Source organism: Nocardioides korecus (assembly GCF_054778395.1).
The window spans coordinates 213,301-234,127 of the sequence record NZ_BAAGZO010000005.1 but is presented as its reverse complement, the minus strand read 5'-3'; the positions used below and the strand labels follow the sequence as shown (position 1 = coordinate 234,127).

Below are 20,827 nucleotides of genomic sequence, written 5' to 3'. Positions count from 1 at the left end.
CACCGGCGGCGCGGACGCGGCGAGCATACCTACGGATAGGCTCGCGACCTGTGAGCACCACTCCCCCCTCGCCGTGGCGCGGGACCACCCCTCCGGGTGGTCCGGCGTGAGCACCACCCCTCCTCGCGTCTTCGCCGCTCGGCTGGCCGGCCTGCCGGTCTTCGACCCTGCGGGCGACCCGGTGGGCAAGGTGCGCGACGTCGTGGTGGTGCTGCGGGCCGGGATCCGCCAACCACGCGTGGTGGGCATGGTGGTCGAGGTCTTCGGACGCCGCCACATCTTCGCGCCGATGACGCGCGTGACGAACATCGACGCCGGGCAGGTCATCATCACCGGCCTGCTCAACATGCGCCGCTTCGAGAAGCGGTCCACCGAGACGCTGGTGATCGGCCAGATGCTCGACCGTCCGGTGCGCGTCGTCAGCACCGGCGTCGAGGGCGTCGTGTACGACGTCGCGATGGAGCAGGCGCGCACCCGCGACTGGGTGCTGTCGAGGGTGGCGCTGACCGAGGGCACCAAGGGCGCCAAGGGGTTCCGGCGCCGTCCTCAGACCCACGTCGTGGAGTGGGACGACGTCGAGGGCCTGCACGAGCAGAGCACCGGCGCCCAGGGCGCCGACCACCTGATCGCGACCCTGGCCGACCTGCGGCCGGCCGACGCCGCCGACGTCATCCACGAGCTCACCGCCCAGCGACGCGGCGAGGTCGTCGACGCGCTGGACGACGAGCGGCTCGCCCACGTCCTGGAGGAGCTCCCCGAGGAGGACCAGGTCGAGATCCTGGAGCACCTCGACAACGAGCGCGCGGCCGACGTGCTCGAGGAGATGTCGGCCGACGACGCGGCCGACCTGATCGCCGACCTGCCGCCCGAGACCGCCGCCCAGCTCCTGGAGCTGATGGAGACCGAGGACGCCGCCGAGGTCCGGCGCCTGATGACGTACGGCGAGGAGACCGCCGGCGGCATGATGACCCCGGAGCCGATCATCCTGCCGCCCGACGCCACCGTCGCCGAGGCGCTCGCCCACGTCCGCAACGAGGACCTGACCCCGTCGCTGGCCGCCCTGGTGCACGTGTGCCGCCCGCCCATGGAGACCCCCACCGGCAAGCTCCTCGGCGTCGCGCACATCCAGCGGCTGCTGCGCGAGCCCCCCTCCAGCCTGGTCGCGGGCGCGCTGGACACCGGCATCGACTTCCTGCGGCCCGAGGCCACCCTCGAGGACGTCGCGATGTTCCTGGCGACGTACAACCTCGTCGCCGCGCCGGTGGTCGACGAGGACGGCCGCCTGCTCGGCACCGTCACCGTCGACGACCTCCTGGACCACCTGCTGCCCGAGGGGTGGCGCGACCGCAAGGTGGGCCGGCGGCGATGACGGGCGCCCAGGACCGCCGCGACCGACGGCCGGAGAAGCGCACCGACCGGCGCCCGGAGAAGAAGCCCGACAAGAAGACCGACAAGCGGCAGGGCGTGAAGGTCGAGCGCAAGCCGGAGAAGCGCACCGAGGTGCAGCGCACGGCCCGGCTCGACACGCCCCGCGAGGTCCGGCGCCAGCTGGTGCGCCGCCCGTCGGTGAAGCAGGACGCCTTCGGCATCTTCGCCGAGCAGTTCGCCCGCTTCATGGGCACCGCGCGCTTCCTGATCTACATGAGCCTGTTCGTGATCGTGTGGGTCGGCTGGAACCTGCTGGCGCCCTCGTCGATGCGGTTCGACAACTACCCCTTCATCTTCCTGACCCTGATGCTCAGCCTCCAGGCGTCGTACGCCGCCCCGCTGATCCTGCTCGCCCAGAACCGCCAGGAGGTGCGCGACCGGATCGTCAACGAGGAGGACCGTCGCGCCGCGGCCGCCTCGCACGCCGACATGGAGTTCCTGGCCCGCGAGGTCGCCTCGCTGCGGATGTCGGTCGGCGAGGTCGCCACGCGCGACTTCCTGCGCTCGGAGCTGCGCAACCTGCTCGAGGAGCTGACCGATCGTCCCGAGGACGCCCCGGACGAGGCGATCTGACGCGACGTAGGCTGTCGCACATGACTTCCCCCGTGCTCGAGGAGATCCAGGCTGCCCTGGGCCGCGTCCAGGACCCCGAGATCAAGCGCCCGATCACCGAGCTGGGCATGGTCGACGACATCGCGGTCGACGACACCGGCAAGGTGACCGTCCGGGTGCTCCTGACCGTCTCCGGCTGCCCGCTCAAGGACACCATCACCAACGACACCACCCGCGAGGTCTCCGCCGTGCGCGGTGTGACCGGCGTCGAGGTGGAGCTCGGCGTGATGAGCCCCGAGCAGCGCACCACCCTGCGCGAGACCCTCCAGGGCGGCCAGGCCCAGCGCGAGATCCCGTTCGGCAAGCCCGACAACCTCACCAAGGTCTTCGCGATCGCCTCCGGCAAGGGCGGCGTCGGCAAGTCCTCGGTCACGGTCAACCTGGCGGTCGCGATGGCCCACCAGGGCCTCAAGGTCGGCATCGTCGACGCCGACATCTACGGCCACTCGGTGCCCGCGATGCTGGGCGTGGCCGACACCCGCCCCACCCAGGTCGACGACCTGATCATGCCGGTCCCGACCCCCAGCGGCGTCTCGGTGATCAGCATCGGGATGCTCAAGCCGCGCCGCGACCAGGTGGTCGCCTGGCGCGGCCCGATGCTCGACCGGGCGCTCGTGCAGATGCTCGCCGACGTCTACTGGGGCGACCTCGACGTGCTCCTGCTCGACCTGCCGCCGGGCACCGGCGACGTCGCGATCTCCCTGGGCCAGCACCTGCCCAGCGCCGAGGTCCTGGTCGTCACGACCCCGCAGGAGGCCGCCGCCGAGGTGGCCGAGCGGGCCGGCACGATGGCCTCGATGATGCACCAGCGCGTCATCGGCGTCGTGGAGAACATGTCCTTCCTGCCCTGCCCCCACTGCGCCGAGAAGGGCGAGGAGCACCGCCTGGAGATCTTCGGCCACGGCGGTGGTGCCCGCGTGGCCACCACGCTGGGCGGCCGGTTCGGCTACGACGTGCCAGTCCTGGGCGAGATCCCCATCGACGTCAGCCTCCGCGAGGGCGGTGACGTCGGCAAGCCGATCGTCGAGTCCGACCCGACGGCGCCGGGTGCGCTCGTCCTGAGCAGCATCGCCCGCCACCTGTCCGGACGTGGCCGGGGACTGGCCGGCATGCAGCTGGGCCTGAGCCCCACCGCGAAGGGCTGACCACGCGATGTTCGGGATCGGCCTGCCGGAGCTGGCGGTGATCATGGTCGTGGCCGTGATCGTCTTCGGCCCCGACAAGCTCCCCGACCTCGCTCGTCAGGCCGGTCGGATGGTGCGCCAGCTGCGCACCCTCGCCGACTCCGCCCAGAACCAGCTGCGCGAGGAGCTCGGGCCGGAGTACGCCGACCTCAAGCTCACCGACCTCGACCCGCGCCAGGCCATCCGCCGCCACATCCTCGAGGCGATGGAGGACGACGACGACGAGCGGCCCTCCGCGACGGAGCCCGCCAGGAGCGTCGAGCTGGCGATCGGCGAGCGGCCGCCGTACGACGACGAGGCGACCTAGCCGCAGCTGCGCGTCCGCCTCAGGCGGCGTGCGGACCGGCCGGGCCGGCCGACTCGGCGACGGCCGGCTCCATCGCCGCGTCCAGGACCGGCTCGACGACGCTCTCGCGGGCCGTCTCCAGCGCGGTCTCGAGGGCGGCGCCCAGGCTCGCCCCGAGGGCGGGCGCGGGGGCACCGCGGCGACGACGGCGGCGCCGGTCCGAGACCAGCAGCACCCGGTGGGCGACCATCGCCACCAGCACCAGGGAGACCGCCCACCGCAGACCCGGGGCGGCGCTGCCGGATCGCAGCACCACCACCCAGGCGACGGCGGCCGCCACCAGCGTCACGTCCACGATGACGGTCCAGCGGCGCTCGCGGTTGCCGCGGGCCAGACCGTAGCGCTCCGCCACAGCGTGCCCTTCGTGATGTCCCATGAGAGAAGTATGCCCGTTTTCTTCCCTCCGGGCGGGTGGAACGGGTCAGCCGGTCTTGGCCGCCAGCCCGACCTCGATCGTCTCCGTCCTGCCGCCGCGCTGCACGAGCAGGCGCACCTTCTCCCCGGGCACGTGGGAGCGGATGGCCACGACGAGGTCGATCGAGCTGGTGACGGGCTTGCCGTCGATCTTGCGGATGATGTCGCCCTGCTTGAGGTCCGAGCGCGCCGCCGGCGTGCCTGCCACGACCGTGTCGACCCGCGCGCCGTCCAGGGAGGAGAGCGGGCTGACGTTGGCCCCGATCACGGGGTACTGCGCCGACCCGGTCTTGATGATCTGCGTCGCGGTGACCTGCACCTGCTCGACCGGGATGGCGAAGCCGACGCCGATGTTGCCACCCTGCTGGGAGGTCAGCGAGGACCCCAGGGAGGCGATCGCGGAGTTGACGCCGACGACCTGCCCCTGGAGGTTCACCAGCGGGCCACCGGAGTTGCCCGGGTTGATCGCCGCGTCGGTCTGGACCGCGTTGATGTAGGAGTTCTCGTTGGCACCCTCACCGGTCGTGACCGGCCGGTTGACGGCGCTGACGATGCCCGAGGTCACGGTGGCGGACAGCCCCAGCGGCGAGCCGATCGCCACCACGGTCTCCCCCACCCGCATCTGCGTGGCGGAGCCCAGCGCGAGGTGCGGGATGGTCCGGGCCTTCGGCACCTCCAGGACGGCGATGTCGTAGACGGTGCTGCGGCCGACCACGGTGGCGGACAGGTGGCGACCGGCCTGGTCGATGACCTGGATCGGCCCCTTGTCCTTGTCGGCCTGGGCGACCACGTGGTTGTTGGTGATGACGTGGCCCGCCCCGTCGTACACGAAGCCGGAGCCGGTGGCCCCGTTGTCCTTGCCGTCGTACTCCGCGACGATCTGGACGGTGCCGGGCAGCACCTTGCTCGCCACCGACGCCACGCTGGTGTTGTCGTCCGGCAGGGGCTGGGCGGTGCGTCGCTGCACGCTGATCACGGTCCGGTCGCCGCCGGCGACCGACGAGCCCGCGACGGCGCCACCCGCCGCGCCGACGAGCAGCGCGAGCACGGCCACGGCCGGCCAGAGCCAGCCCGGCACCCGGCTGCGCTCGGGGCGCGGGCGCGGCGTCACCGGGGCGGCGGGCAGCGGACGGGGGGCGCCCGCGGACGGCGGGAACGGCTGGCCGGCGTACGGCTGGGGCGGGAAGGGCTGCGTCGGATACTGCTGGGCCGGCTGGGACGGGTAGCCCTGCGTCGGGTACGGCTGGGCCGGGTAGGGCTGCTGGTAGCGCGGGCCGGGGTGCGACGCCGGACCGGGCTGCTGCCCCGTCGCGGGGTTCGCCTGGTCGGGCTCGTCGGCGTCGGGGTGGCTCACCCGACCTATCTTGCCCTGTGCCTCCACGTGTCGGAGGCGTTCGTCTCCTGACCCGTCACCGACCCCGACAAGGACCCGGTCACCGTGCCGACGACCTCGCCGCGGATGGTGGCCGGCGACGGTCGGGCCGGCAGCTCGCCCTCGCCCGCCGGGGAACCGGTCAGGGCGATCAGTCCGAGCACCGAGGCGGCGACGGCTCCGCCCCCCACGACCGCGGCCGTGCGGCGACGACGGCTGCGCTCCTCGATGGCCTCCACCGCGTCCCAGGCGTCCCGGGTGTCCTGGGCGTAGCGCGCCTCCGAGGCGTCCACCGCCAGGAGCGACCCGAGCAGCCGCGGCGACGGGTCGACCCCGGCCGCCGGGAGCCCGGCGAGCGAGCCCAGCCGCCGCTTGGTCCAGCCCTCGTGCTCGACCAGGCGCCGGCAGCCGGGGCAGGACAGCACGTGGGACCAGGCCCGCTCCTCCTCGGTGCGGGAGAGCTGACCGTCGACCAGCGCCGCTGCCCGGGCACCGATGTGGCCGTTCAGCGTGAACATCACCTCAGCTGCCCCGCCAGGCCACCGACCCGCGGGCCGGCGAAGCGGGTGCGGCCCGGGCGCGGGGCGCGGTGGGCCAGGGCGGCGCGCAGCTGCGCGCGACCGCGGTGGATGCGCGAGCGGACGGTGCCGAGCTTGAGGTCCAGCACGTCCGCGATCTCCTCGTAGGTGAGGCCCTCGACGTCGCAGAGCACGACGGCGGCGCGGAAGTCCGGGGCCAGCGAGGCCAGGGCGGCCTCCACGTCGGCGTCGAAGAGCCGGTCCATCTGGGCGACGTCGGGGGTCGGCAGCGCGCTGGGCAGACGGCCGGCGGCCTCGTCGCTGAGCGCGTCGAAGCGGATCCGCTGCTTGCGACGGGCCTGGTCGAGGAACAGGTTGGTCGTGATCCGGTGCAGCCAGCCCTCCATCGTGCCGGGACGGTAGGTGTGCAGCGACCGGAAGACGCGGACGAAGACCTCCTGGGTGAGGTCCTCGGCGTCGTGCCCGTTGCCGGTCAGCCGGTAGGCGAGGCGGTAGACGCGGGCCGAGTGGTCGGTGACGATCTGCTCCCAGCTGAGCGCGTCGCCACCCTGCGGGGCGGGGTCGACGGCGACGTGGTCGGGGAGCGGCTCGGACATGGACCTCACGCTAGGGAGGTTCCCTGAGACACCGCTGAGGGATTGCCTTGCGGCGGAGGAGAACATGCGCACGAGGGTTGAACGAACGGCTCCGGAGCCCGGTTCCCCGCGGCGGAGCGGTAGGGTCTGGTCCCGACCAGGGCGGCCGGCCCACCCGTCGTACGGCTCCGGTCTCCCGGCCCCACCCCGCACGTCAGGAGCACCGCCATCACCACCCCGCTGAAGCCCGCGAGCTGGACCTACGCCGAGGAGTACGTCGCCGAGGACACCGTCCTGGCCGGAGCGCGCGCCCGCTCCGAGGAGGTCGGCCTGACCCCCGTCGGCGCCGGCGCCGGCGCCGCCCTGCGCTTCGTCGCCGCCGTCCTGGACGCCCGCGCCGTGGTCGAGATCGGCACCGGCACCGGGGTCTCGGGCCTGTGGCTGCTGCGCGGCATGCGCTCGGACGGCGTCCTGACCAGCGTCGACACCGAGGCCGAGCACCAGCGCCTGGCCCGCCAGGGCTTCGTCGAGGCCGGGATCGCCTCCCAGCGGGCGCGGCTGATCCCCGGGTCCGCGCTCGAGGTCCTCCCCCGGCTCACCGACGGCCACTACGACCTGGTGTTCTGCGACGGCGACGAGCAGGAGTACTCCGACTACCTCACCGAGGCGCTGCGGCTGCTGCGTCCCGGTGGCGTCGTGGCCTTCCACCACGCCCTGGGCCACGACAAGGTGGCCGACCCGGCCCAGCGCGACGCCACGACCACGGCCGTGCGCGAGCTGGTCCGCACCGTGGCCGAGCACGAGGACCTGGTCCCGGCGCTGCTGCCCGTCGGAGACGGGCTGCTGGTGGCCAAGAAGGTCTGGAGCGCCTAGCCCTGGCCAGCCCGGTCGCCCGACCCTCGGGCAGGCCCCCGGCTAGCCCTTGGCCGGTCGTACGCCGGCCAGCGGCTCCTCGCCGCACAGCCAGGCCAGGAGCAGGCGCGCCCCGAAGCCGGTCGGCCCCTCGGTCCACTCGAAGCTGTCCTTGGGGGCGTCGCCCACCGAGGCGATGTCGAGGTGGGCCCAGGGCAGGCCGCCCACGAAGTGCTGGAGGAACAGCGCCGCGGTGACCGCGGGCGGTCCACCCGGGGCGTTGTCGGCGTCGGCGATCTTGGAGGCCAGCTTCGACTCGTACTCCGAGCTGAGCGGCATCCGCCAGACCGGCTCGCCCGACGCGGCACCGGCGGCGTCGAGCCGTCCGGCCAGGGCGTCGTCGTTGGCGAACAGGCCGGCCAGGTGCTGGCCCAGGGCGACCTTGACGCCGCCGGTCAGGGTGGCCACGTCGACCAGGGCGTCCGGGGACAGCTCGGCCACGGCGTACGCCAGACCGTCGGCGAGGACCAGGCGTCCCTCGGCGTCGGTGTTGGTGACCTCGGTGGTGCGTCCGCCCACGTGGGTGACGACGTCACCGGGACGCATCGCGGCGCCGCCGACGGCGTTCTCGGCCATCGGCAGCAGCCCCGTCACGCGCACGGGGCAGTCCATCGCCGGCAGGGCCGCGAGCACGGCAGCCACGACGGCGGCACCGGTCATGTCGCGCTTCATGGTCACCATCGAGGCGCCGGGCTTGATCGAGAGGCCGCCGCTGTCGAAGGTGATGCCCTTGCCGACCAGCACGACGTGGGGGGCCTTGCGGGCTCCCGTGCGGGGCTTGTAGTCCAGGCGCACGAAGCGGGGCGGAGCGGCGGCCGCCTGCCCGACGCCGACGACACCGCCGAAGCCGCGCTCGGCGAGCTCGTCCTCCTCCATCACCGACGTCGTCAGCCCGGCGGCCTCGGCGGCCTCGACGGCCTGCGCGGCCAACCAGGCCGGGGTCTTGACGTTGGCCGGGACGGTGGCCAGCAGCCGGGCGGTCCACGACGCCCCGGCCGCGGCGACGGCGCGCGCGAGCCGCGGGGCCTCCGCGTCGGCGGTCAGGGCCAGCACGACCCGGCCCACGGGGCGGTCGACGGGGCCGTCGCGGTGCATCGAGAACGCGAAGGAGCCCAGGGTGGCGCCCTCGACGAAGGCCCCCAGGGCCTCGCCGTCACCGACGGCGGCGACCGAGGAGGCGAGCGCCTCGACGTCGCGGGTGGCGCGCGCCAGGGTGGCTCCCGCCCGGCGCAGGTCGGTGGCGGTGGTCGCTCCGACGCCGACCAGCAGCACGCGGGTCAGCGACGAGGCGGGGACGAGCACGGGCAGGTCGCCCAGGTCGCCGACGGCCCCGGTCACGCCCAGGCGCGCCGCGGCCTCGAGCAGGTCGATCCCGAGGTCCTCGGCCGCCTCGGCGGCCCCCGGACCGAGCTCGGGGCCGTCGTCGCCCAGCAGGACGGGCAGGGCCACCACGGGAGCGCCCGCCCGCGACGGCGCCAGGTCGCTCAGGACGAAGGCGGGCGGGGAGGCCTGAGGTGGGAGGGACACGCGGACGACCCTATAACCGACGACCCCCGCCCTCCTGTGCCGGAGGGCGGGGGTCGTCGCGAGTGAAGAGGGTCGGCCTCAGCCGACCACGTCCTTGAGGGCGTCGCCCAGAGCGGTCGCCTCGTCCGGCTTGAGCTCGACCACCAGTCGGCCACCACCCTCGAGGGGGACCCGCATGACGATGCCCCGACCCTCCTTGGTGACCTCCAGCGGGCCGTCGCCCGTCCGCGGCTTCATGGCCGCCATCTGCACACCCTCTTCCCAATGTCGTTCGCGGGCGTCCGGCGCCCGAGTTCACCCGCCATTATTCCCCATCACCGCTCCGGCCACGACCAGCGGCTCGGTCCGTGGTGCGGCAGACTCCCTGACGAGAACCCCGGAGGCCCACGCGGCCGCCCGGCGTCACCACCGAGGAGGACCCATGACCGAGCCCGTCGAAGAGCCCCGACCCGCCACCGTCCAGTACGCCGTGTCCGACGGCGTCGCGACCATCACCCTGGCCCGTCCCGAGTCGATGAACGGCCTCGACATCGCCACCAAGGAGGCCCTCCTGGAGGCGGTGCGGCGGGCCGCCGAGGACGAGACCGCACGGTGCGTCGTCCTCACCGGGAGCGGGCGCGCCTTCTGCGTCGGGCAGGACCTGAAGGAGCACGTGCAGATCCTGGCCGACACCAGCTCCGAGCGGCTCTTCAACACCGTCGAGGAGCACTACAACCCGATCGTCACCGCGCTGGCCACGATGGCCAAGCCGGTCGTCGCGGCGGTCAACGGCGTGGCGGCCGGCGCCGGCGTCAGCCTGGCCCTGGCCTGCGACTTCCGCGTCCTGAAGGACTCCGCCGGGTTCAACTTCGCCTTCGCCGGCATCGCACTGTCCTGCGACACCGGGTCGTCGTGGACGCTGCCCCGGCTCGTGGGCCACGCCCGCGCCACCGAGCTGCTGTTCTTCCCCCGCACGGTGCCCGCCCAGGAGTGCCTCGAGCTCGGCCTGGCCACCACGGTGGCCCCGGCCGAGGAGTTCGACGGCGCGGTCGCCGCGCTGGCCGGCCGGCTGGCCGCGGGCCCGACGGTGGCCCTGGGCGCGATCCGGCGCTCGCTCGCTCACTCCGCCGGGCACTCCTTCGCCGAGTCCCTGGACTTCGAGTCCTCGATGATGACCCTCACCGGCGCCACCGAGGACCACCACCGCGCCGTCGACGCGTTCGTGGCCAAGCAGAAGCCGACCTTCAACGGTCGGTGACGTCCCCGTCGGTCGCGGCCGGCTCCTCGGCGCGCTGCTCGGCCGGGCGGGGCTCTGGCCGGGTCTCCTCGAGCTGGGCGGCCAGCCGGTCGATCAGGGCGTCGACCTCGTCGACGCGGTAGCCGCGCACGGCCGTGGTCAGGCGCAGCCCGCGCAGGTCCTCCGCCGTGACGGGTCCCTCGGCGGGCAGGTCGACGTCGGGCCGGTCGCCGTACGCCGGGCCGAGCGGAGCGCCGTGCCCGGCGGCGACCACCGCCACCGCGCCCATCGCCAGCACGATCAGGACCGCGAAGAACCAGGTCACTTCTCCGCCACCCCCGCCAGGACCATCGACACAGCCTCCTCGACGTCGTCGGTCACCTGCATCAGGTCCAGGTCGGAGGCCGAGATCTTGCCCGAGGCCAGCACCGTCGAGCGCAGCCAGTCCAGCAGCCCCGACCAGTAGTCGACCCCGAGCAGCACCACCGGGAACGACGTGACCTTCTGGGTCTGGACCAGCGTGAGCGCCTCGAACAGCTCGTCGAAGGTGCCCAGGCCGCCGGGCAGGACCACGAAGCCGCTGGAGTACTTCACGAACATCGTCTTGCGGGCGAAGAAGTAGCGGAAGTTGACCCCGACGTCGACCCACTGGTTGAGCCCGGCCTCGAAGGGCAGCTCGATGCCCAGGCCGACGCTGGTGCCGCCGGCCTCGCAGCAGCCGCGGTTGGCGGCCTCCATCGCGCCCGGTCCGCCGCCGGTGATCACGGCCAGCCCGGCCTCGGCCAGGCGGCGGCCCAGCTCGACGCCCTGGGCGTACGCCGGGTCGTCGGCCGTGGTGCGCGCGGAGCCGAAGACGCCGATCGCCGGTCCGAGCTCGGCCAGGGCACCGAAGCCCTCGACGAACTCCGACTGGATCCGCAGCACCCGCCACGGGTCGGTGTGCACCCAGTCGCCGGGGCCGTGGGAGTCCAGCAGGCGCTGGTCGGTCGTGGAGCTCGGCACCTGGGCGCCCCGCAGGAAGGTGGGGCCGCGCCGCTGCTCGCGACGGTCCAGGGGCCGCTCGTCGGCGGCGCTCACGCCACGGGCCCGGTCGGGGTGGTCAGCCAGGTGCGCAGGGTCTCCTCGCAGGAGTGCAGCTGCGCGATCGGCACGTGCTCCTCCTGCTTGTGGGCCAGCATCGGGTCGCCGGGGCCGTAGTTGACGGCCGGGACGCCCAGGCCGGTGAACCGGGCGACGTCGGTCCAGCCGAACTTCGGGTTCACCTCCCCCCCGACGGCCTCGACGAACGCGTTGGCCGCCGGCACGCCTAGACCCGGCAGGGCGCCCGGGGCGGAGTCGGTGACCCGGAGCTCGTAGCCGTCGAAGACCTCGCGCACGAACGCCAGCGCCTGCTCCTCGGAGCGGTCGGGGGCGAAGCGGAAGTTCACGGTCACCACGCACTCGTCGGGCAGCACGTTGGTGGCGACGCCGCCGCTGATGCCGACGGCGTTGAGGCCCTCGTGGTACTCCAGCCCGTCGATCACCGGCCGGCGGGCCTCGTAGGCCTCCAGGCGCCGCAGCACCTCGCCGGCGGCGTGGATCGCGTTGGAGCCGCGCCAGGAGCGCGCCGAGTGGGCCCGCTCGCCGGTGGTGCGGACCTCGACGCGCAGGGTGCCCTGGCAGCCCGCCTCGACGACCGCGTCGCTGGGCTCCATCAGGATCGCGAAGTCGCCGCGCACGAGGTCGGGGCGCTCGCGGGCCACGATCCCCAGGCCGTTGAAGACGTCGTCGATCTCCTCGGCCTCGTAGAAGACGTAGGTCACGTCGCGGACCGGCTCGACCAGGTCGTGCGCCAGCCGGAGCGCGACCGCCACCCCGCCCTTCATGTCGCAGGTGCCCAGGCCGTGCAGGAGGGTGCCGTCGTTGCGCACCGGGAGGTTGTCGTTGGCCGGCACCGTGTCGATGTGGCCCGCGACCACGACGCGCTCGGTCCGGCCCAGGTCGGTGCGCGCGACGATCGAGTGGCCGATGCGGGTGACCTCGAGGTGGGGCAGCGCCCGCAGCGCCTCCTCCACCAGGTCGGCCAGGGCCTGCTCGTCGCGGCTCTCCGAGGGCACGTCGACCAGGGCCTCGGTGAGGGTCACGACGTCGCGGCTGAGATCCAGGGACATGGCGGTCATCCTGTCATCCCGCCCGCGGCGGCCGGCGTCACTCCGAGGCGAGCAGGAACGCGCCGAGACCGAGCATCATCACGCCGCCGGTCGCGCCGAGGGCGTCGAGGCGCGAGGGAGTGCGGGCGAACCACGCCCGGGCGCGGGCGGCGGCCAGGGCCCACACGCTGTCCGAGCACGCGGCGAGGACGCCGAAGACCAGGCCCAGGACGGCCAGCTGGAGCCCCGTGCGGCCCGCGCCCGCGTCGACGAACTGCGGCAGGAAGGCCACGAAGAAGATCACCGTCTTGGGGTTGGTCAGCCCCACCAGGAGCCCGGTCGCGACGGCCCGGCGACGCGAGCCCGGCGCGGCGTCGGCGGGGCCGTGCTCCAGCAGCCGGCGGGCGTCGCCGCGGTGACGGATCGCCTGCACGCCCAGCCACACGACGTACGCCGCCCCGAGGAGCTTGACGGTCGTGTAGACGCCGGCGCTCGCGGCCACCAGGGCGCCGAGGCCCAGGGCCACGAGGAGGACCTGCACGACGAGCCCCAGCGCGTTGCCCATCACCGAGAGCAGGGCGTCGCGACGACCCACCGTCAGCGCGCGACCGATGGTGAACAGCAGGCTGGGGCCGGGGACCTGGATGAAGAGGAACGAGGCGACCAGGAAGGCGATCCACTGGCTGGAGGAGGGCACGGGGATCAGTGTGCGGCCGCGGCCGGGGTCGGGTCCACCGCGTTCCCGGGGTCCTCGAGGTCCTCGGGAGCCGCGGAGGAGGAGGGCCGGGCCGGTCGCAGGGCCACGAGGACGCCGAGCAGCATCACCGCCCCGCCGGCCACCTCCGCCCGTCCGGGCACCTCGCCGAGCAGCAGCCAGGCCGCGGCCATCGCCACCGGCGGCACCAGCAGGATCCAGGGGACGACCGCGGCGGCCGGGTTGCGACCCAGCAGCGTGTTGAAGATGCCGTAGCCCACCAGCGAGGCCAGCCCGGCGGTGTACAGCGTCGACAGGCCCGCCTGCCAGCCCAGCGCCGCGAGCCCGTCGGCGACCGCGGTCGGCCCGTCGAGCAGCAGGGACAGCCCGAGGGCGGGCACCGGGACGACCAGCGCCGACCACACCGTCAGCGACAGGCCCCCGGGCACGCCGGAGGCCCGCGCGAGCACGTTGCCGATCCCCCAGCTCAGCGCCGCCCCCAGGCACAGCAGCAGCGCGGCCCCCGGGACGTGGCCGCCGCGCCCCAGGCCGACCACCACGAGCCCGACCACGCCGACCGCGATGCCGAGCGCCTGCGCGGCGGTGGGGCGCTCGCGCAGCACCCCGGCGGCGAGGACCACGGTGAAGATCACCTGGGCCTGGAGCACCAGGGCGGCCAGGCCGGGTGGCATGCCCGCGTCGATGGAGGCGTAGAGCAGCCCGAACTGGCCCAGCGACATGAACAGCCCCACCAGGGCGACCGTGCGCCACGGCGCCGCCGGCCGCGGCACGACCAGGACGGCGGGCACCACGACCAGCACGAACCGCAGGGCCAGGAAGAGCAGCGGGGGCACGCCGACCATCCCGACGTCGATGACCACGAAGTTGAGCCCCCACAGGAGGGCCACGAGGGCGGCGAGGGAGCAGTCACGGCGGGTCACGGGGTCCAGCCTGGGACCTCGGACCGTGAAGCACCAGCAAGTAGATCTGCGGCTCACCCGGTAGCGTTGCTGCATGATCGACCTGGACGCGCTCGACGCGCTGGCGGCGGTGGACGAGCAGGGCTCCGTGCACGCGGCCGCCTTGGCCCTCGGGTTCACCCCCAGCGCGATCTCCCAGCAGGTCAAGCGGCTCGAGCGGCAGGTGGGCCTGCCCCTGCTGGAGCGGGTCGGCCGCGGCGTCATCCTCACCGGGACGGGTCGCCAGCTGGTCGAGGACGCCCGCGGCGTGCGCGGCCGGCTCGAGCAGATCACCGCCGACCTGCACCGCGCCGCCGACCAGGTGGCCGGGCGGGTGCGGATGACCGCCTTCTCCACCGCCGTGCGCGGCCTGGTCGCCCCCGCGGTCCGTCAGGTGCTCACCGACCACCCCGGGCTCTCGCTGACGCTGCACGAGCACGAGCCGTGGGAGGCGGTCGACCTGGTCGCGACCGGCCGCTTCGACCTCGGCATCGTGCACGGGTGGGGCGACCTGCCGCTCACCGTGCCCGACCACGTCGTCGCGACCACGATCGCCCACGACGTCGCCGACGTGCTGGTGCCGGCCGACCACCCGCTGGCCGGCCGGGACCACGTCACGCCCCGCGACCTGCTCGACGTCGACTGGGTCGCCACCGCGGAGGGGACGATCTGCCGCCAGTGGCTCTCGCGGATGTACGTCGGCACCGGCGCCTCGCCGCGGATCGCCCACGTGTCGGGCGAGTTCGCCAGCCACGTCGCGCTGGTGCGGGCCGGCCTCGGGGTCGCGCTGGTGCCGCGCCTGGGCCGGGCCGACCTGCCGGCCGACGTGGTCGCCCTGCGGGCGCTGGACCCGGTGCCCGAGCGCACGGTGAGCGTGCTGCACCGCCGCTCGATGGCCGCCTCGCCGGCGGTCCGGGTCCTCGTCGAGGCGCTCGCCGGCCGCGGCGCCGGGCCCAGTGTCGGGCTCAGCGACGGGCTGCGGCCAGCCGCCCCTTGAGCAGGGGCTTGGTCGGGTGGGGCGACTCCCCCATCACCGCCAGGCACACCTCGACGACCTCGGTGTCGTACGGCGCCAGCTCGGTGTAGCGCGCGACAGCCTGGGGCTGCGGGTCGGCCAGCAGGGCCTCGCGGACGGCGACCGCGACGTAGTCGGCCAGCTCGGTCAGCGCCGGCGACTCGGTCCCGGGCATCAGGTCGCCGCCGTACGCCGACACGGCCGCGCCGACCTGGCCGCGCCGCAGCAGCCGCAGCACCTCGTGCACGTCGACCTGCACCGGCATCATCAGCCGGTAGGGCCGCGAGGCCAGCTGACCCTCCAGCGCGCTGCGCAGGTGGGAGACCTCGGCCTTGAGGGTCGAGAAGGTGACGTTCTGGTCGCCGTAGAGCAGGGCGTGCAGCTGCTCGAGCGACAGCCCGGCCGGGTTCAGCGCGAGCAGGGCCAGGATCTCGGTCTGGCGCCGGTTGAGCAGCAGCCGCCGGCCGTCGAGCCGGGCCTCCGCGGTCCCGAGCAGGGAGAGGTCGAGGCCGGGCACGGGCACCGCGTCGGCCCCGTCACCGGATCCCGACCGGCTGGTGGCGGGCATCGCGGTCTCGATCAGGCGGGCCAGCACGCGGGCGGTCGCCAGGCCGATGGGGTGGGTGCGGTCCCACGTGGTCGACAGGTCGATCACGCCCAGCTGGGCGCCGCTGACCGGGTCGTGCACCGGCGCCGCCCAGCACACCCAGTTGTGCACGACCTGGGCGTAGTGCTCGGCGCTGAACACCATCGCCGGGGTGTCGTGCCGGGTGGCCAGGTCCAGGGCGTTGGTGCCGACGCTGGTGTCGTCCCAGCGGCCGCCGGCCACGAAGTTGACCGACTCGGCCTTGCGACGCATCACCCGGCCGCCGTAGGTCCACAGGATCCGGGTCTCCGGGTCGGTCACGGCCACGACCAGGTCGCCGTCCTCGGCCGTGCGCCGCAGCTCGGACTCGACCCGCTCGACCGCGACCTGGAGCGGCGAGCCCTTCCAGAAGGTGGCGGTGTCGCCCTCGTCGTCGAGCGGGGCCTCGGTGACGTCGTGGTCCACGATGGGCGCCGAGCGCTCCCAGGAGCGGAGGATCTCGGGCCGGACCAGGCCGGTGGCCCCGTCCCCGTGCTGCACGAAGTTGGTCCAGGCGCGCACCGCCGTCACCCGCCGTGTGTGCAGCTCGTCGTTCACGGTCGTCATCGGCACCAGCTCACAGTCGCAACGCTCCAGGGTGATCTGGGCCACACCGTAGCCCGCTCGACCTGAGCCCGACAGGGGCCCGGCCCCACGGCGTCTCACCACCCCGCCGAGGGGGCCCGTCCGGCGGCCGAGGAGGCTCATCTGGTCGCCGAGGGGGCTCGTCCGGCGGCCGAGGGGGCTCGTCTGGCGGCCGAGGGGGCTCGTCCGGTCGCTCAACGGTCGACCGCGGCGTGGGCGTGGATGCGGCCGTCGGTGCCCGAGAGCCGGTCGCCCGTGCCGCCCCAGCGCCCGGCGATGATCTCCGCGGCGATGCTGACGGCCGTCTCCTCCGGGGTGCGCGCGCCGAGGTCGAGGCCGATCGGGCTGGAGAGCCGGCCGAGCTCCTCCTCGGTCAGGCCGGCCTCGCGCAGCCGCGCCAGCCGGTCCTCGTGGGTGCGCCGCGAGCCCATCGCGCCGACGTACGCCACCTCGGGCAGGCGCAGCGCGCGCTCGAGGACGGGCACGTCGAACTTGGGGTCGTGGGTGAGCACGCAGATGACCGTGCGGCGGTCGATGCGGCCGGCCTCGAGCTCGGCGGCGAGGTACTTGTGCGGCCAGGTGACGACGACCTCGTCGGCCTCGGGGAAGCGCGTGCGGGTGGCGAAGACGGGCCGGGCGTCGCACACGGTGACGTGGTAGCCCAGGAAGTGGCCCACGCTCGCGACCGCGGCCGCGAAGTCGATGGCGCCGAAGACGAGCATCCGCGGCGCGGGCGCGAAGGCCCACACGAACACCTTCATCCCCTCCCCGCGGCGCTCGCCGTCGGGGCCGTAGGTGAGCGTCGCGCTGTGCCCGCTGGCCAGCAGCCCGCGGGCGTCGTCGACGACCGCGTCGGTGGCGCGGTCGCTGCCGAGCTCGCCCCCCACCTCCTCGGGCCGTACGACGAGGCGCCGGCCGAGCCACGCCGGGTCGGGGTGCTCGACCACCGTGGCCAGGGCGACGGGGCGACCGGCCTCGACGTCGGCGGCGATGTCGGCCAGCTCGGGGAAGGTCGAGCGGCTGACCTCCTCGACGTACACGTCCAGGATGCCGCCGCAGGTCAGTCCGACCGCGAAGGCGTCGTCGTCGGAGACGCCGTAGCGCTGGAGCACGGGGGTGCCGTCGGCGACCACCTGCTGGGCCAGCTCGTAGACGGCGCCCTCGACGCAGCCGCCGGACACCGACCCGACCGCCTCGCCGCCGGGACCCACGAGCATCGAGGCGCCCGCCGGTCGCGGCGCGGACTGGAAGGTCGCGACCACGGTGCCGACGCCGACGGTCTCGCCGGCCTCCCACCAGGTCATCAGCTCGGACAGGACCTCACGCACGGGCGACCACCTCCAGCACCTCGTCGAACGCCTGCAGCGAGTGGCCCGCGACGAAGTCGTCGCAGTGCGGCAGCACGGCACGGATGCCGGTCTGCACGGGCTCGTAGCCGGTCTTGCCGCGGTGCGGGTTGACCCACACCACGCGGTGCGCGAGCCGCGCCAGCCGGGCCGCCTGCTCGCCCAGCTCCACGGCGTCGCCGCGCTCCCAGCCGTCGCTGAGCACGACCACGACCGACCCGCGGGCCATGCCGCGCGCGCCCCAGCGGTCGAGGAACGCCTTGAGGGTCTCGCCCAGGCGGGTGCCGCCGGACCAGTCGGGCACCTGCTCGCCGGCCCGCACGAGGGCCTGGTCCGGGTCGGTCGTGCGCAGCGGCAGCGTGACCCGGGTCAGGCGGGTGCCGAGGGTGAAGACCTCGACCCGGCCGCGGGCCGCGGGGGCGTGGACCAGGAGGTGGGCCAGGCGCAGGATCGCGTCGGCGTACGGCCTCATGGAGGCCGAGACGTCGACCAGCACGACGACCCGGCGCGTGGTCGTGCCGCGGCGGCGGTGCTCGACCCGGCCGGGCTCGCCCATCTGCCGCAGGGTGGTGCGCAGGGTGCGGTGGACGTCGACGTCACCCCGGCGCCACGGCGTACGACGGGTGGCGCGGCGGCGGGGCAGCCGAGGGGTGAGCGCGCGCATCATCGCGTCGAGCAGGGCCTTCTCGGCCGGGGCCAGCGAGGCCACGTCGCGGTGGCGCAGCAGCTCGGCCTCGGTGGCGGAGGCCTGGAGCACCTCCGGGGTGTCCTCCCCGCCGGACTCCCCGCCCTCCTCCGAGGGCAGCGGCGAGCGCAGCTGGCGCGGCTTCTCCGAGGGCATCGAGCGGGGCAGCCGCTCGCGGGCGCCGAACCACGCGTCGAAGACCTGGGAGTAGCGCTCGAGGTCCTCGGGTCCCGAGCACAGCGTGGCCCGGCCCGCCCGGAACGTCGCCGCCGCGTCGCCGGCGCCGACGAGGGCGGTGGCCTGCAGGAACGCGTGGGCCCGGTCGACGGTGACCCCGACCCCGGCCGCGCGCAGGGCGCGGGTGAAGCCGAGGAGGACCTCGTCGACCTCGTGGAGGGGCTGCTCGAGCGTGGGCGCGCTCATCGTCAGCCGGCCAGCATCCGGTCGAGAGCCTGCTTCACGCGGTCGGTGTCCTCGCGGTACTTCACGACCGTGCCCAGCGTGCGGGCCGCCGTCTCCAGGTCGAGCTCCTCGGCGCCCAGGCGCTGCAGGGCGCGGGTCCAGTCGAGGGTCTCCGCGACGCCCGGGGGCTTGAGCAGCTGCTCCTGCCGCAGGCGCTGGACGGCCGAGACGACCTGCTCGGCCAGCCGCTGGGTCACCTCGGGGAGGCGGCCGCGCACGATCTCGACCTCGCGCTGCAGGCCGGGGTGGTCGATCCAGTGGTAGAGGCAGCGCCGCTTCAGGGCGTCGTGCAGCTCGCGGGTGCGGTTGGAGGTCAGCACGACGGTGGGCGGCACGGCCGCGGTGACGGTGCCGAGCTCGGGGATGCTCACCGTCCAGCTGGACAGCACCTCGAGCAGGAACGCCTCGAACTCGTCGTCGGCCCGGTCGACCTCGTCGATCAGGAGGACCGCCGGCGACTCGCGCAGCGCCTGCAGGACGGGCCGGGCGAGCAGGAAGCGCTCGTCGAACAGCGACTTCTCGGCCTCGGCCGGGTCGAGGTCGCCGGCCTTGGTCGCGGCCTCGAGGGTGCGCAGGTGCAGGATCTGGCGCGGGAAGTCCCAGTCGTAGAGCGCCTGGGTCGCGTCGATCCCCTCGTAGCACTGCAGCCGGATCAGCGGCACGCCCTGCAGCTCGGCGAGCGCCTCGGCCAGGGCGGTCTTGCCGGTCCCGGGCTCCCCCTCGAGCAGCAGCGGGCGCTGCATCGCGTCGGCGAGGAAGACGACCGTGGCCAGGTCGTCGTCGGCCAGGTAGCCGGTGCTCCCCAGCGCGTCCACGACCGCCCGGGGTGAGGTGAGCTCCATGTGACGGACGTTACGCAGGGTCGGGTTGGCGCGCGGTTGGCAGGGGCCGAGAGGGGCCGGGAGGGGCCACAACCCGCCGAGGGGGCTCGTGTGGTCACCGAGGAGGCTCGTCTGGTCGCCGAGGAGGCTCGTGTGGTCGGCGAGGAGGCTCGTCTGGTTGCCGAGGAGGCTCGTGTGGTCGCCGAGGGGGCTGGTCTGTCGGCCTCAGTCCAGGAGGAGCTCGGCGCTGGCCAGGAAGCGGGCGCCGATCGCGTGGCCGCCGAAGCCGCTGACGTAGAGGCCGGTCGAGACCCGCTCCAGGAACGCCCACTCCCAGATCCGCTGGCGGTCGACGCCCGAGCGCTCGGCCACTCGGTCGGCGTACTCCTCCAGGACGCGGCGGCCCCCGTCGGCCAGGCGGCCGGTCCAGTCGCGCAGCACCACCCCGAGGTCGTACGCCGGGTCGCAGCGGAACCCGTCCGGGTCGACGAGCACCAGGCCCGAGGCCGCCCCCGGTCGCGGCGCCAGCACGCGCAGGCCGTTGGAGGCGTGGGCGTCGCCGTGGACCACGACGGCGTCGGGGTCGCCCGCGGCGGCGCGGCGCTCGGCGTACGCCAGGGCCTGGCGGCGGACCCGCGGGTCGCAGGCGCCCAGCCGGTCGTCGAGCTCGCGCACCATCGCGTGCAGCGAGGTCGCCTTGTCCGGTGGTGCGTCCGGGCCGAGGGTCGCGAGCGGCAGGGTCCAGGCCTCGGCGAGGGTGTCGACCAGCAGGTCCAGCGTGCGCTCGGGGGTGGGCGGGTGGCGGTCGAGGGACGGTCCGAGGCGCTCCAGCAGGAGGGCGGCGTGCTCGGGGGCGTCGTCGTGCACCAGCACGTAGCCGCGCCCCCCGGCAGCCCGCAGCACCCTCGCCTCGTCCGCACGCTCGGGCCCCGGCATCACCAGCTTGACCACCCGCTGCTCGCCCTCGGCGGTGGTCGCGGCCACGACGTACGACGCGCTCCCGCCGGGCAGCGCGGACCCCCACGTCAGGGACCACCGCTCGGCCAGCTCGTCCATCACCGCGGGGAGCCCGTCGACCCACGCGGCGCCGACCTCCCCGAGCGAGGCGGCCTTGGCCCGGGCCAGCGGCTGCAGCCGTACGCCGACCTGTCGCTGCTCGCCCACCACCGCAGTCTGCTGCACCACACCAGCCCCCTCGGGCACCACACCAGCCCCCTCGGGCGCCGCACGAGCCCCCTCGGGCGCCACACCAGCCCCCTCGGGCGCCACACCAGCCCCCTCGGGCGCCACACCAGCCCCCTCGGGCGCCGGACGAGCCCCCTCGGGCGCCACACGAGCCCCCTCGGGCGCCAGATGAGCCCCCTCGGCGACCAGGGGGTGG

23 protein-coding genes are annotated in these 20,827 nt (G+C 74.5%); 7 read left to right on the top strand and 16 right to left on the bottom strand.

All coding sequences use genetic code 11. The features are described from left to right. Window positions 1-106 precede the first annotated feature (106 nt). From ACYVDA_RS11855 to ACYVDA_RS11840, 4 genes are read left to right on the top strand one after another with little or no spacing between them, the layout of a single operon-like run. A complete protein-coding gene (locus ACYVDA_RS11855) occupies window positions 107-1,369 on the top strand; it encodes a magnesium transporter MgtE N-terminal domain-containing protein (protein WP_460818565.1) in 1,263 nt (420 codons plus the stop codon). Then, on the top strand, window positions 1,366-2,001 hold the full coding sequence (locus tag ACYVDA_RS11850) for a DUF1003 domain-containing protein (RefSeq protein WP_460818564.1): 636 nt from the start codon (window positions 1,366-1,368) through the stop codon (window positions 1,999-2,001). The genes ACYVDA_RS11855 and ACYVDA_RS11850 overlap by 4 nt, the downstream gene beginning before the upstream one ends. A 20-nt stretch (window positions 2,002-2,021) precedes the next feature. Beyond that, complete coding sequence (locus tag ACYVDA_RS11845) at window positions 2,022-3,185, top strand: Mrp/NBP35 family ATP-binding protein (protein WP_460818563.1); 1,164 nt, start codon at window positions 2,022-2,024, stop codon at window positions 3,183-3,185. Window positions 3,186-3,192: 7 nt separating this feature from the next. Continuing rightward, window positions 3,193-3,531 (top strand): sec-independent translocase, encoded by a 339-nt coding sequence (locus tag ACYVDA_RS11840; RefSeq protein ID WP_460818562.1) that lies wholly within the window; start codon window positions 3,193-3,195, stop codon window positions 3,529-3,531. Between the two features lie 19 nt (window positions 3,532-3,550). On the opposite strand, the gene ACYVDA_RS11835 is transcribed toward ACYVDA_RS11840, so the two are convergent. The 4 genes from ACYVDA_RS11835 to sigE are packed head-to-tail and all read right to left on the bottom strand — an operon-like array spanning window position 3,551 to window position 6,491. Next, window positions 3,551-3,946 (bottom strand): hypothetical protein, encoded by a 396-nt coding sequence (locus ACYVDA_RS11835; RefSeq protein WP_460818561.1) that lies wholly within the window; start codon window positions 3,944-3,946, stop codon window positions 3,551-3,553. A 45-nt stretch (window positions 3,947-3,991) separates the two neighbouring features. Further along, complete coding sequence (locus ACYVDA_RS11830; RefSeq protein WP_460818560.1) at window positions 3,992-5,338, bottom strand: S1C family serine protease; 1,347 nt, start codon at window positions 5,336-5,338, stop codon at window positions 3,992-3,994. A 5-nt stretch (window positions 5,339-5,343) separates the two neighbouring features. Then, a complete protein-coding gene (locus ACYVDA_RS11825; protein WP_460818559.1) occupies window positions 5,344-5,874 on the bottom strand; it encodes a hypothetical protein in 531 nt (176 codons plus the stop codon). Further along, the gene (gene sigE / locus ACYVDA_RS11820) at window positions 5,874-6,491 is read right to left on the bottom strand and encodes an RNA polymerase sigma factor SigE (RefSeq protein WP_460818558.1); all 618 of its coding nucleotides are present in this window, start codon (window positions 6,489-6,491) and stop codon (window positions 5,874-5,876) included. Before sigE ends, ACYVDA_RS11825 begins: the two co-directional genes overlap by 1 nt. 126 nt (window positions 6,492-6,617) lie before the next feature. Here sigE and ACYVDA_RS11815 point away from each other — a divergent pair, with 126 nt between their 5' ends. After that, window positions 6,618-7,343, top strand: a complete 726-nt coding sequence (locus ACYVDA_RS11815) for an O-methyltransferase (RefSeq protein ID WP_460818724.1) — start codon at window positions 6,618-6,620, stop codon at window positions 7,341-7,343. Between the two features lie 42 nt (window positions 7,344-7,385). On the opposite strand, the gene ACYVDA_RS11810 is transcribed toward ACYVDA_RS11815, so the two are convergent. Both ACYVDA_RS11810 and ACYVDA_RS11805 read right to left on the bottom strand, forming a co-directional pair. Continuing rightward, window positions 7,386-8,909 carry a leucyl aminopeptidase family protein gene (locus ACYVDA_RS11810; protein ID WP_460818557.1) on the bottom strand — a complete coding sequence of 508 codons (1,524 nt, stop codon included), beginning with the start codon at window positions 8,907-8,909 and terminating at the stop codon, window positions 7,386-7,388. Between the two features lie 78 nt (window positions 8,910-8,987). Then, window positions 8,988-9,155, bottom strand: a complete 168-nt coding sequence (locus tag ACYVDA_RS11805) for a DUF3117 domain-containing protein (protein WP_460818556.1) — start codon at window positions 9,153-9,155, stop codon at window positions 8,988-8,990. A 175-nt stretch (window positions 9,156-9,330) separates the two neighbouring features. On the opposite strand from ACYVDA_RS11805, the gene ACYVDA_RS11800 reads away from it, so the two are divergent. Then, a complete protein-coding gene (locus ACYVDA_RS11800; RefSeq protein ID WP_460818555.1) occupies window positions 9,331-10,146 on the top strand; it encodes an enoyl-CoA hydratase/isomerase family protein in 816 nt (271 codons plus the stop codon). Here the strand turns inward: ACYVDA_RS11800 and ACYVDA_RS11795 are convergent. From ACYVDA_RS11795 to ACYVDA_RS11775, 5 genes are read right to left on the bottom strand one after another with little or no spacing between them, the layout of a single operon-like run. Further along, on the bottom strand, window positions 10,133-10,450 hold the full coding sequence (locus ACYVDA_RS11795) for a DivIVA domain-containing protein (protein WP_460818554.1): 318 nt from the start codon (window positions 10,448-10,450) through the stop codon (window positions 10,133-10,135). The genes ACYVDA_RS11800 and ACYVDA_RS11795 overlap by 14 nt on opposite strands. Then, complete coding sequence (locus ACYVDA_RS11790) at window positions 10,447-11,202, bottom strand: LOG family protein (protein ID WP_460818553.1); 756 nt, start codon at window positions 11,200-11,202, stop codon at window positions 10,447-10,449. The genes ACYVDA_RS11795 and ACYVDA_RS11790 overlap by 4 nt, the downstream gene beginning before the upstream one ends. Further along, a complete protein-coding gene (gene dapE / locus ACYVDA_RS11785) occupies window positions 11,199-12,275 on the bottom strand; it encodes a succinyl-diaminopimelate desuccinylase (RefSeq protein ID WP_460818552.1) in 1,077 nt (358 codons plus the stop codon). The genes ACYVDA_RS11790 and dapE overlap by 4 nt, the downstream gene beginning before the upstream one ends. Before the next feature lie 37 nt (window positions 12,276-12,312). Then, window positions 12,313-12,951, bottom strand: coding sequence for a LysE family translocator (locus ACYVDA_RS11780; RefSeq protein WP_460818551.1), 639 nt, complete (start codon window positions 12,949-12,951; stop codon window positions 12,313-12,315). A 5-nt stretch (window positions 12,952-12,956) separates the two neighbouring features. Beyond that, window positions 12,957-13,889: an EamA family transporter gene (locus ACYVDA_RS11775; protein WP_460818550.1), complete on the bottom strand. Its 933-nt coding sequence runs from the start codon at window positions 13,887-13,889 to the stop codon at window positions 12,957-12,959. A 73-nt stretch (window positions 13,890-13,962) separates the two neighbouring features. Between ACYVDA_RS11775 and ACYVDA_RS11770 the strand changes: the two genes are divergently transcribed. Then, window positions 13,963-14,904 (top strand): LysR family transcriptional regulator, encoded by a 942-nt coding sequence (locus ACYVDA_RS11770; RefSeq protein WP_460818549.1) that lies wholly within the window; start codon window positions 13,963-13,965, stop codon window positions 14,902-14,904. On the opposite strand, the gene ACYVDA_RS11765 is transcribed toward ACYVDA_RS11770, so the two are convergent. The 5 genes from ACYVDA_RS11765 to ACYVDA_RS11745 form a co-directional block, all read right to left on the bottom strand. Then, window positions 14,873-16,114: a sigma-54-dependent transcriptional regulator family protein gene (locus tag ACYVDA_RS11765; RefSeq protein ID WP_460818548.1), complete on the bottom strand. Its 1,242-nt coding sequence runs from the start codon at window positions 16,112-16,114 to the stop codon at window positions 14,873-14,875. The two genes, ACYVDA_RS11770 and ACYVDA_RS11765, sit on opposite strands and share 32 nt — an antisense overlap. A gap of 212 nt (window positions 16,115-16,326) precedes the next feature. Then, window positions 16,327-17,460: an XdhC family protein gene (locus ACYVDA_RS11760; protein WP_460818547.1), complete on the bottom strand. Its 1,134-nt coding sequence runs from the start codon at window positions 17,458-17,460 to the stop codon at window positions 16,327-16,329. Beyond that, a complete protein-coding gene (locus tag ACYVDA_RS11755) occupies window positions 17,453-18,586 on the bottom strand; it encodes a vWA domain-containing protein (protein ID WP_460818546.1) in 1,134 nt (377 codons plus the stop codon). Before ACYVDA_RS11755 ends, ACYVDA_RS11760 begins: the two co-directional genes overlap by 8 nt. Before the next feature lie 2 nt (window positions 18,587-18,588). Continuing rightward, window positions 18,589-19,467 carry an AAA family ATPase gene (locus ACYVDA_RS11750; protein ID WP_460818545.1) on the bottom strand — a complete coding sequence of 293 codons (879 nt, stop codon included), beginning with the start codon at window positions 19,465-19,467 and terminating at the stop codon, window positions 18,589-18,591. Between the two features lie 204 nt (window positions 19,468-19,671). Further along, complete coding sequence (locus tag ACYVDA_RS11745) at window positions 19,672-20,610, bottom strand: aminoglycoside phosphotransferase family protein (protein WP_460818544.1); 939 nt, start codon at window positions 20,608-20,610, stop codon at window positions 19,672-19,674. Window positions 20,611-20,827: the final 217 nt, after the last annotated feature.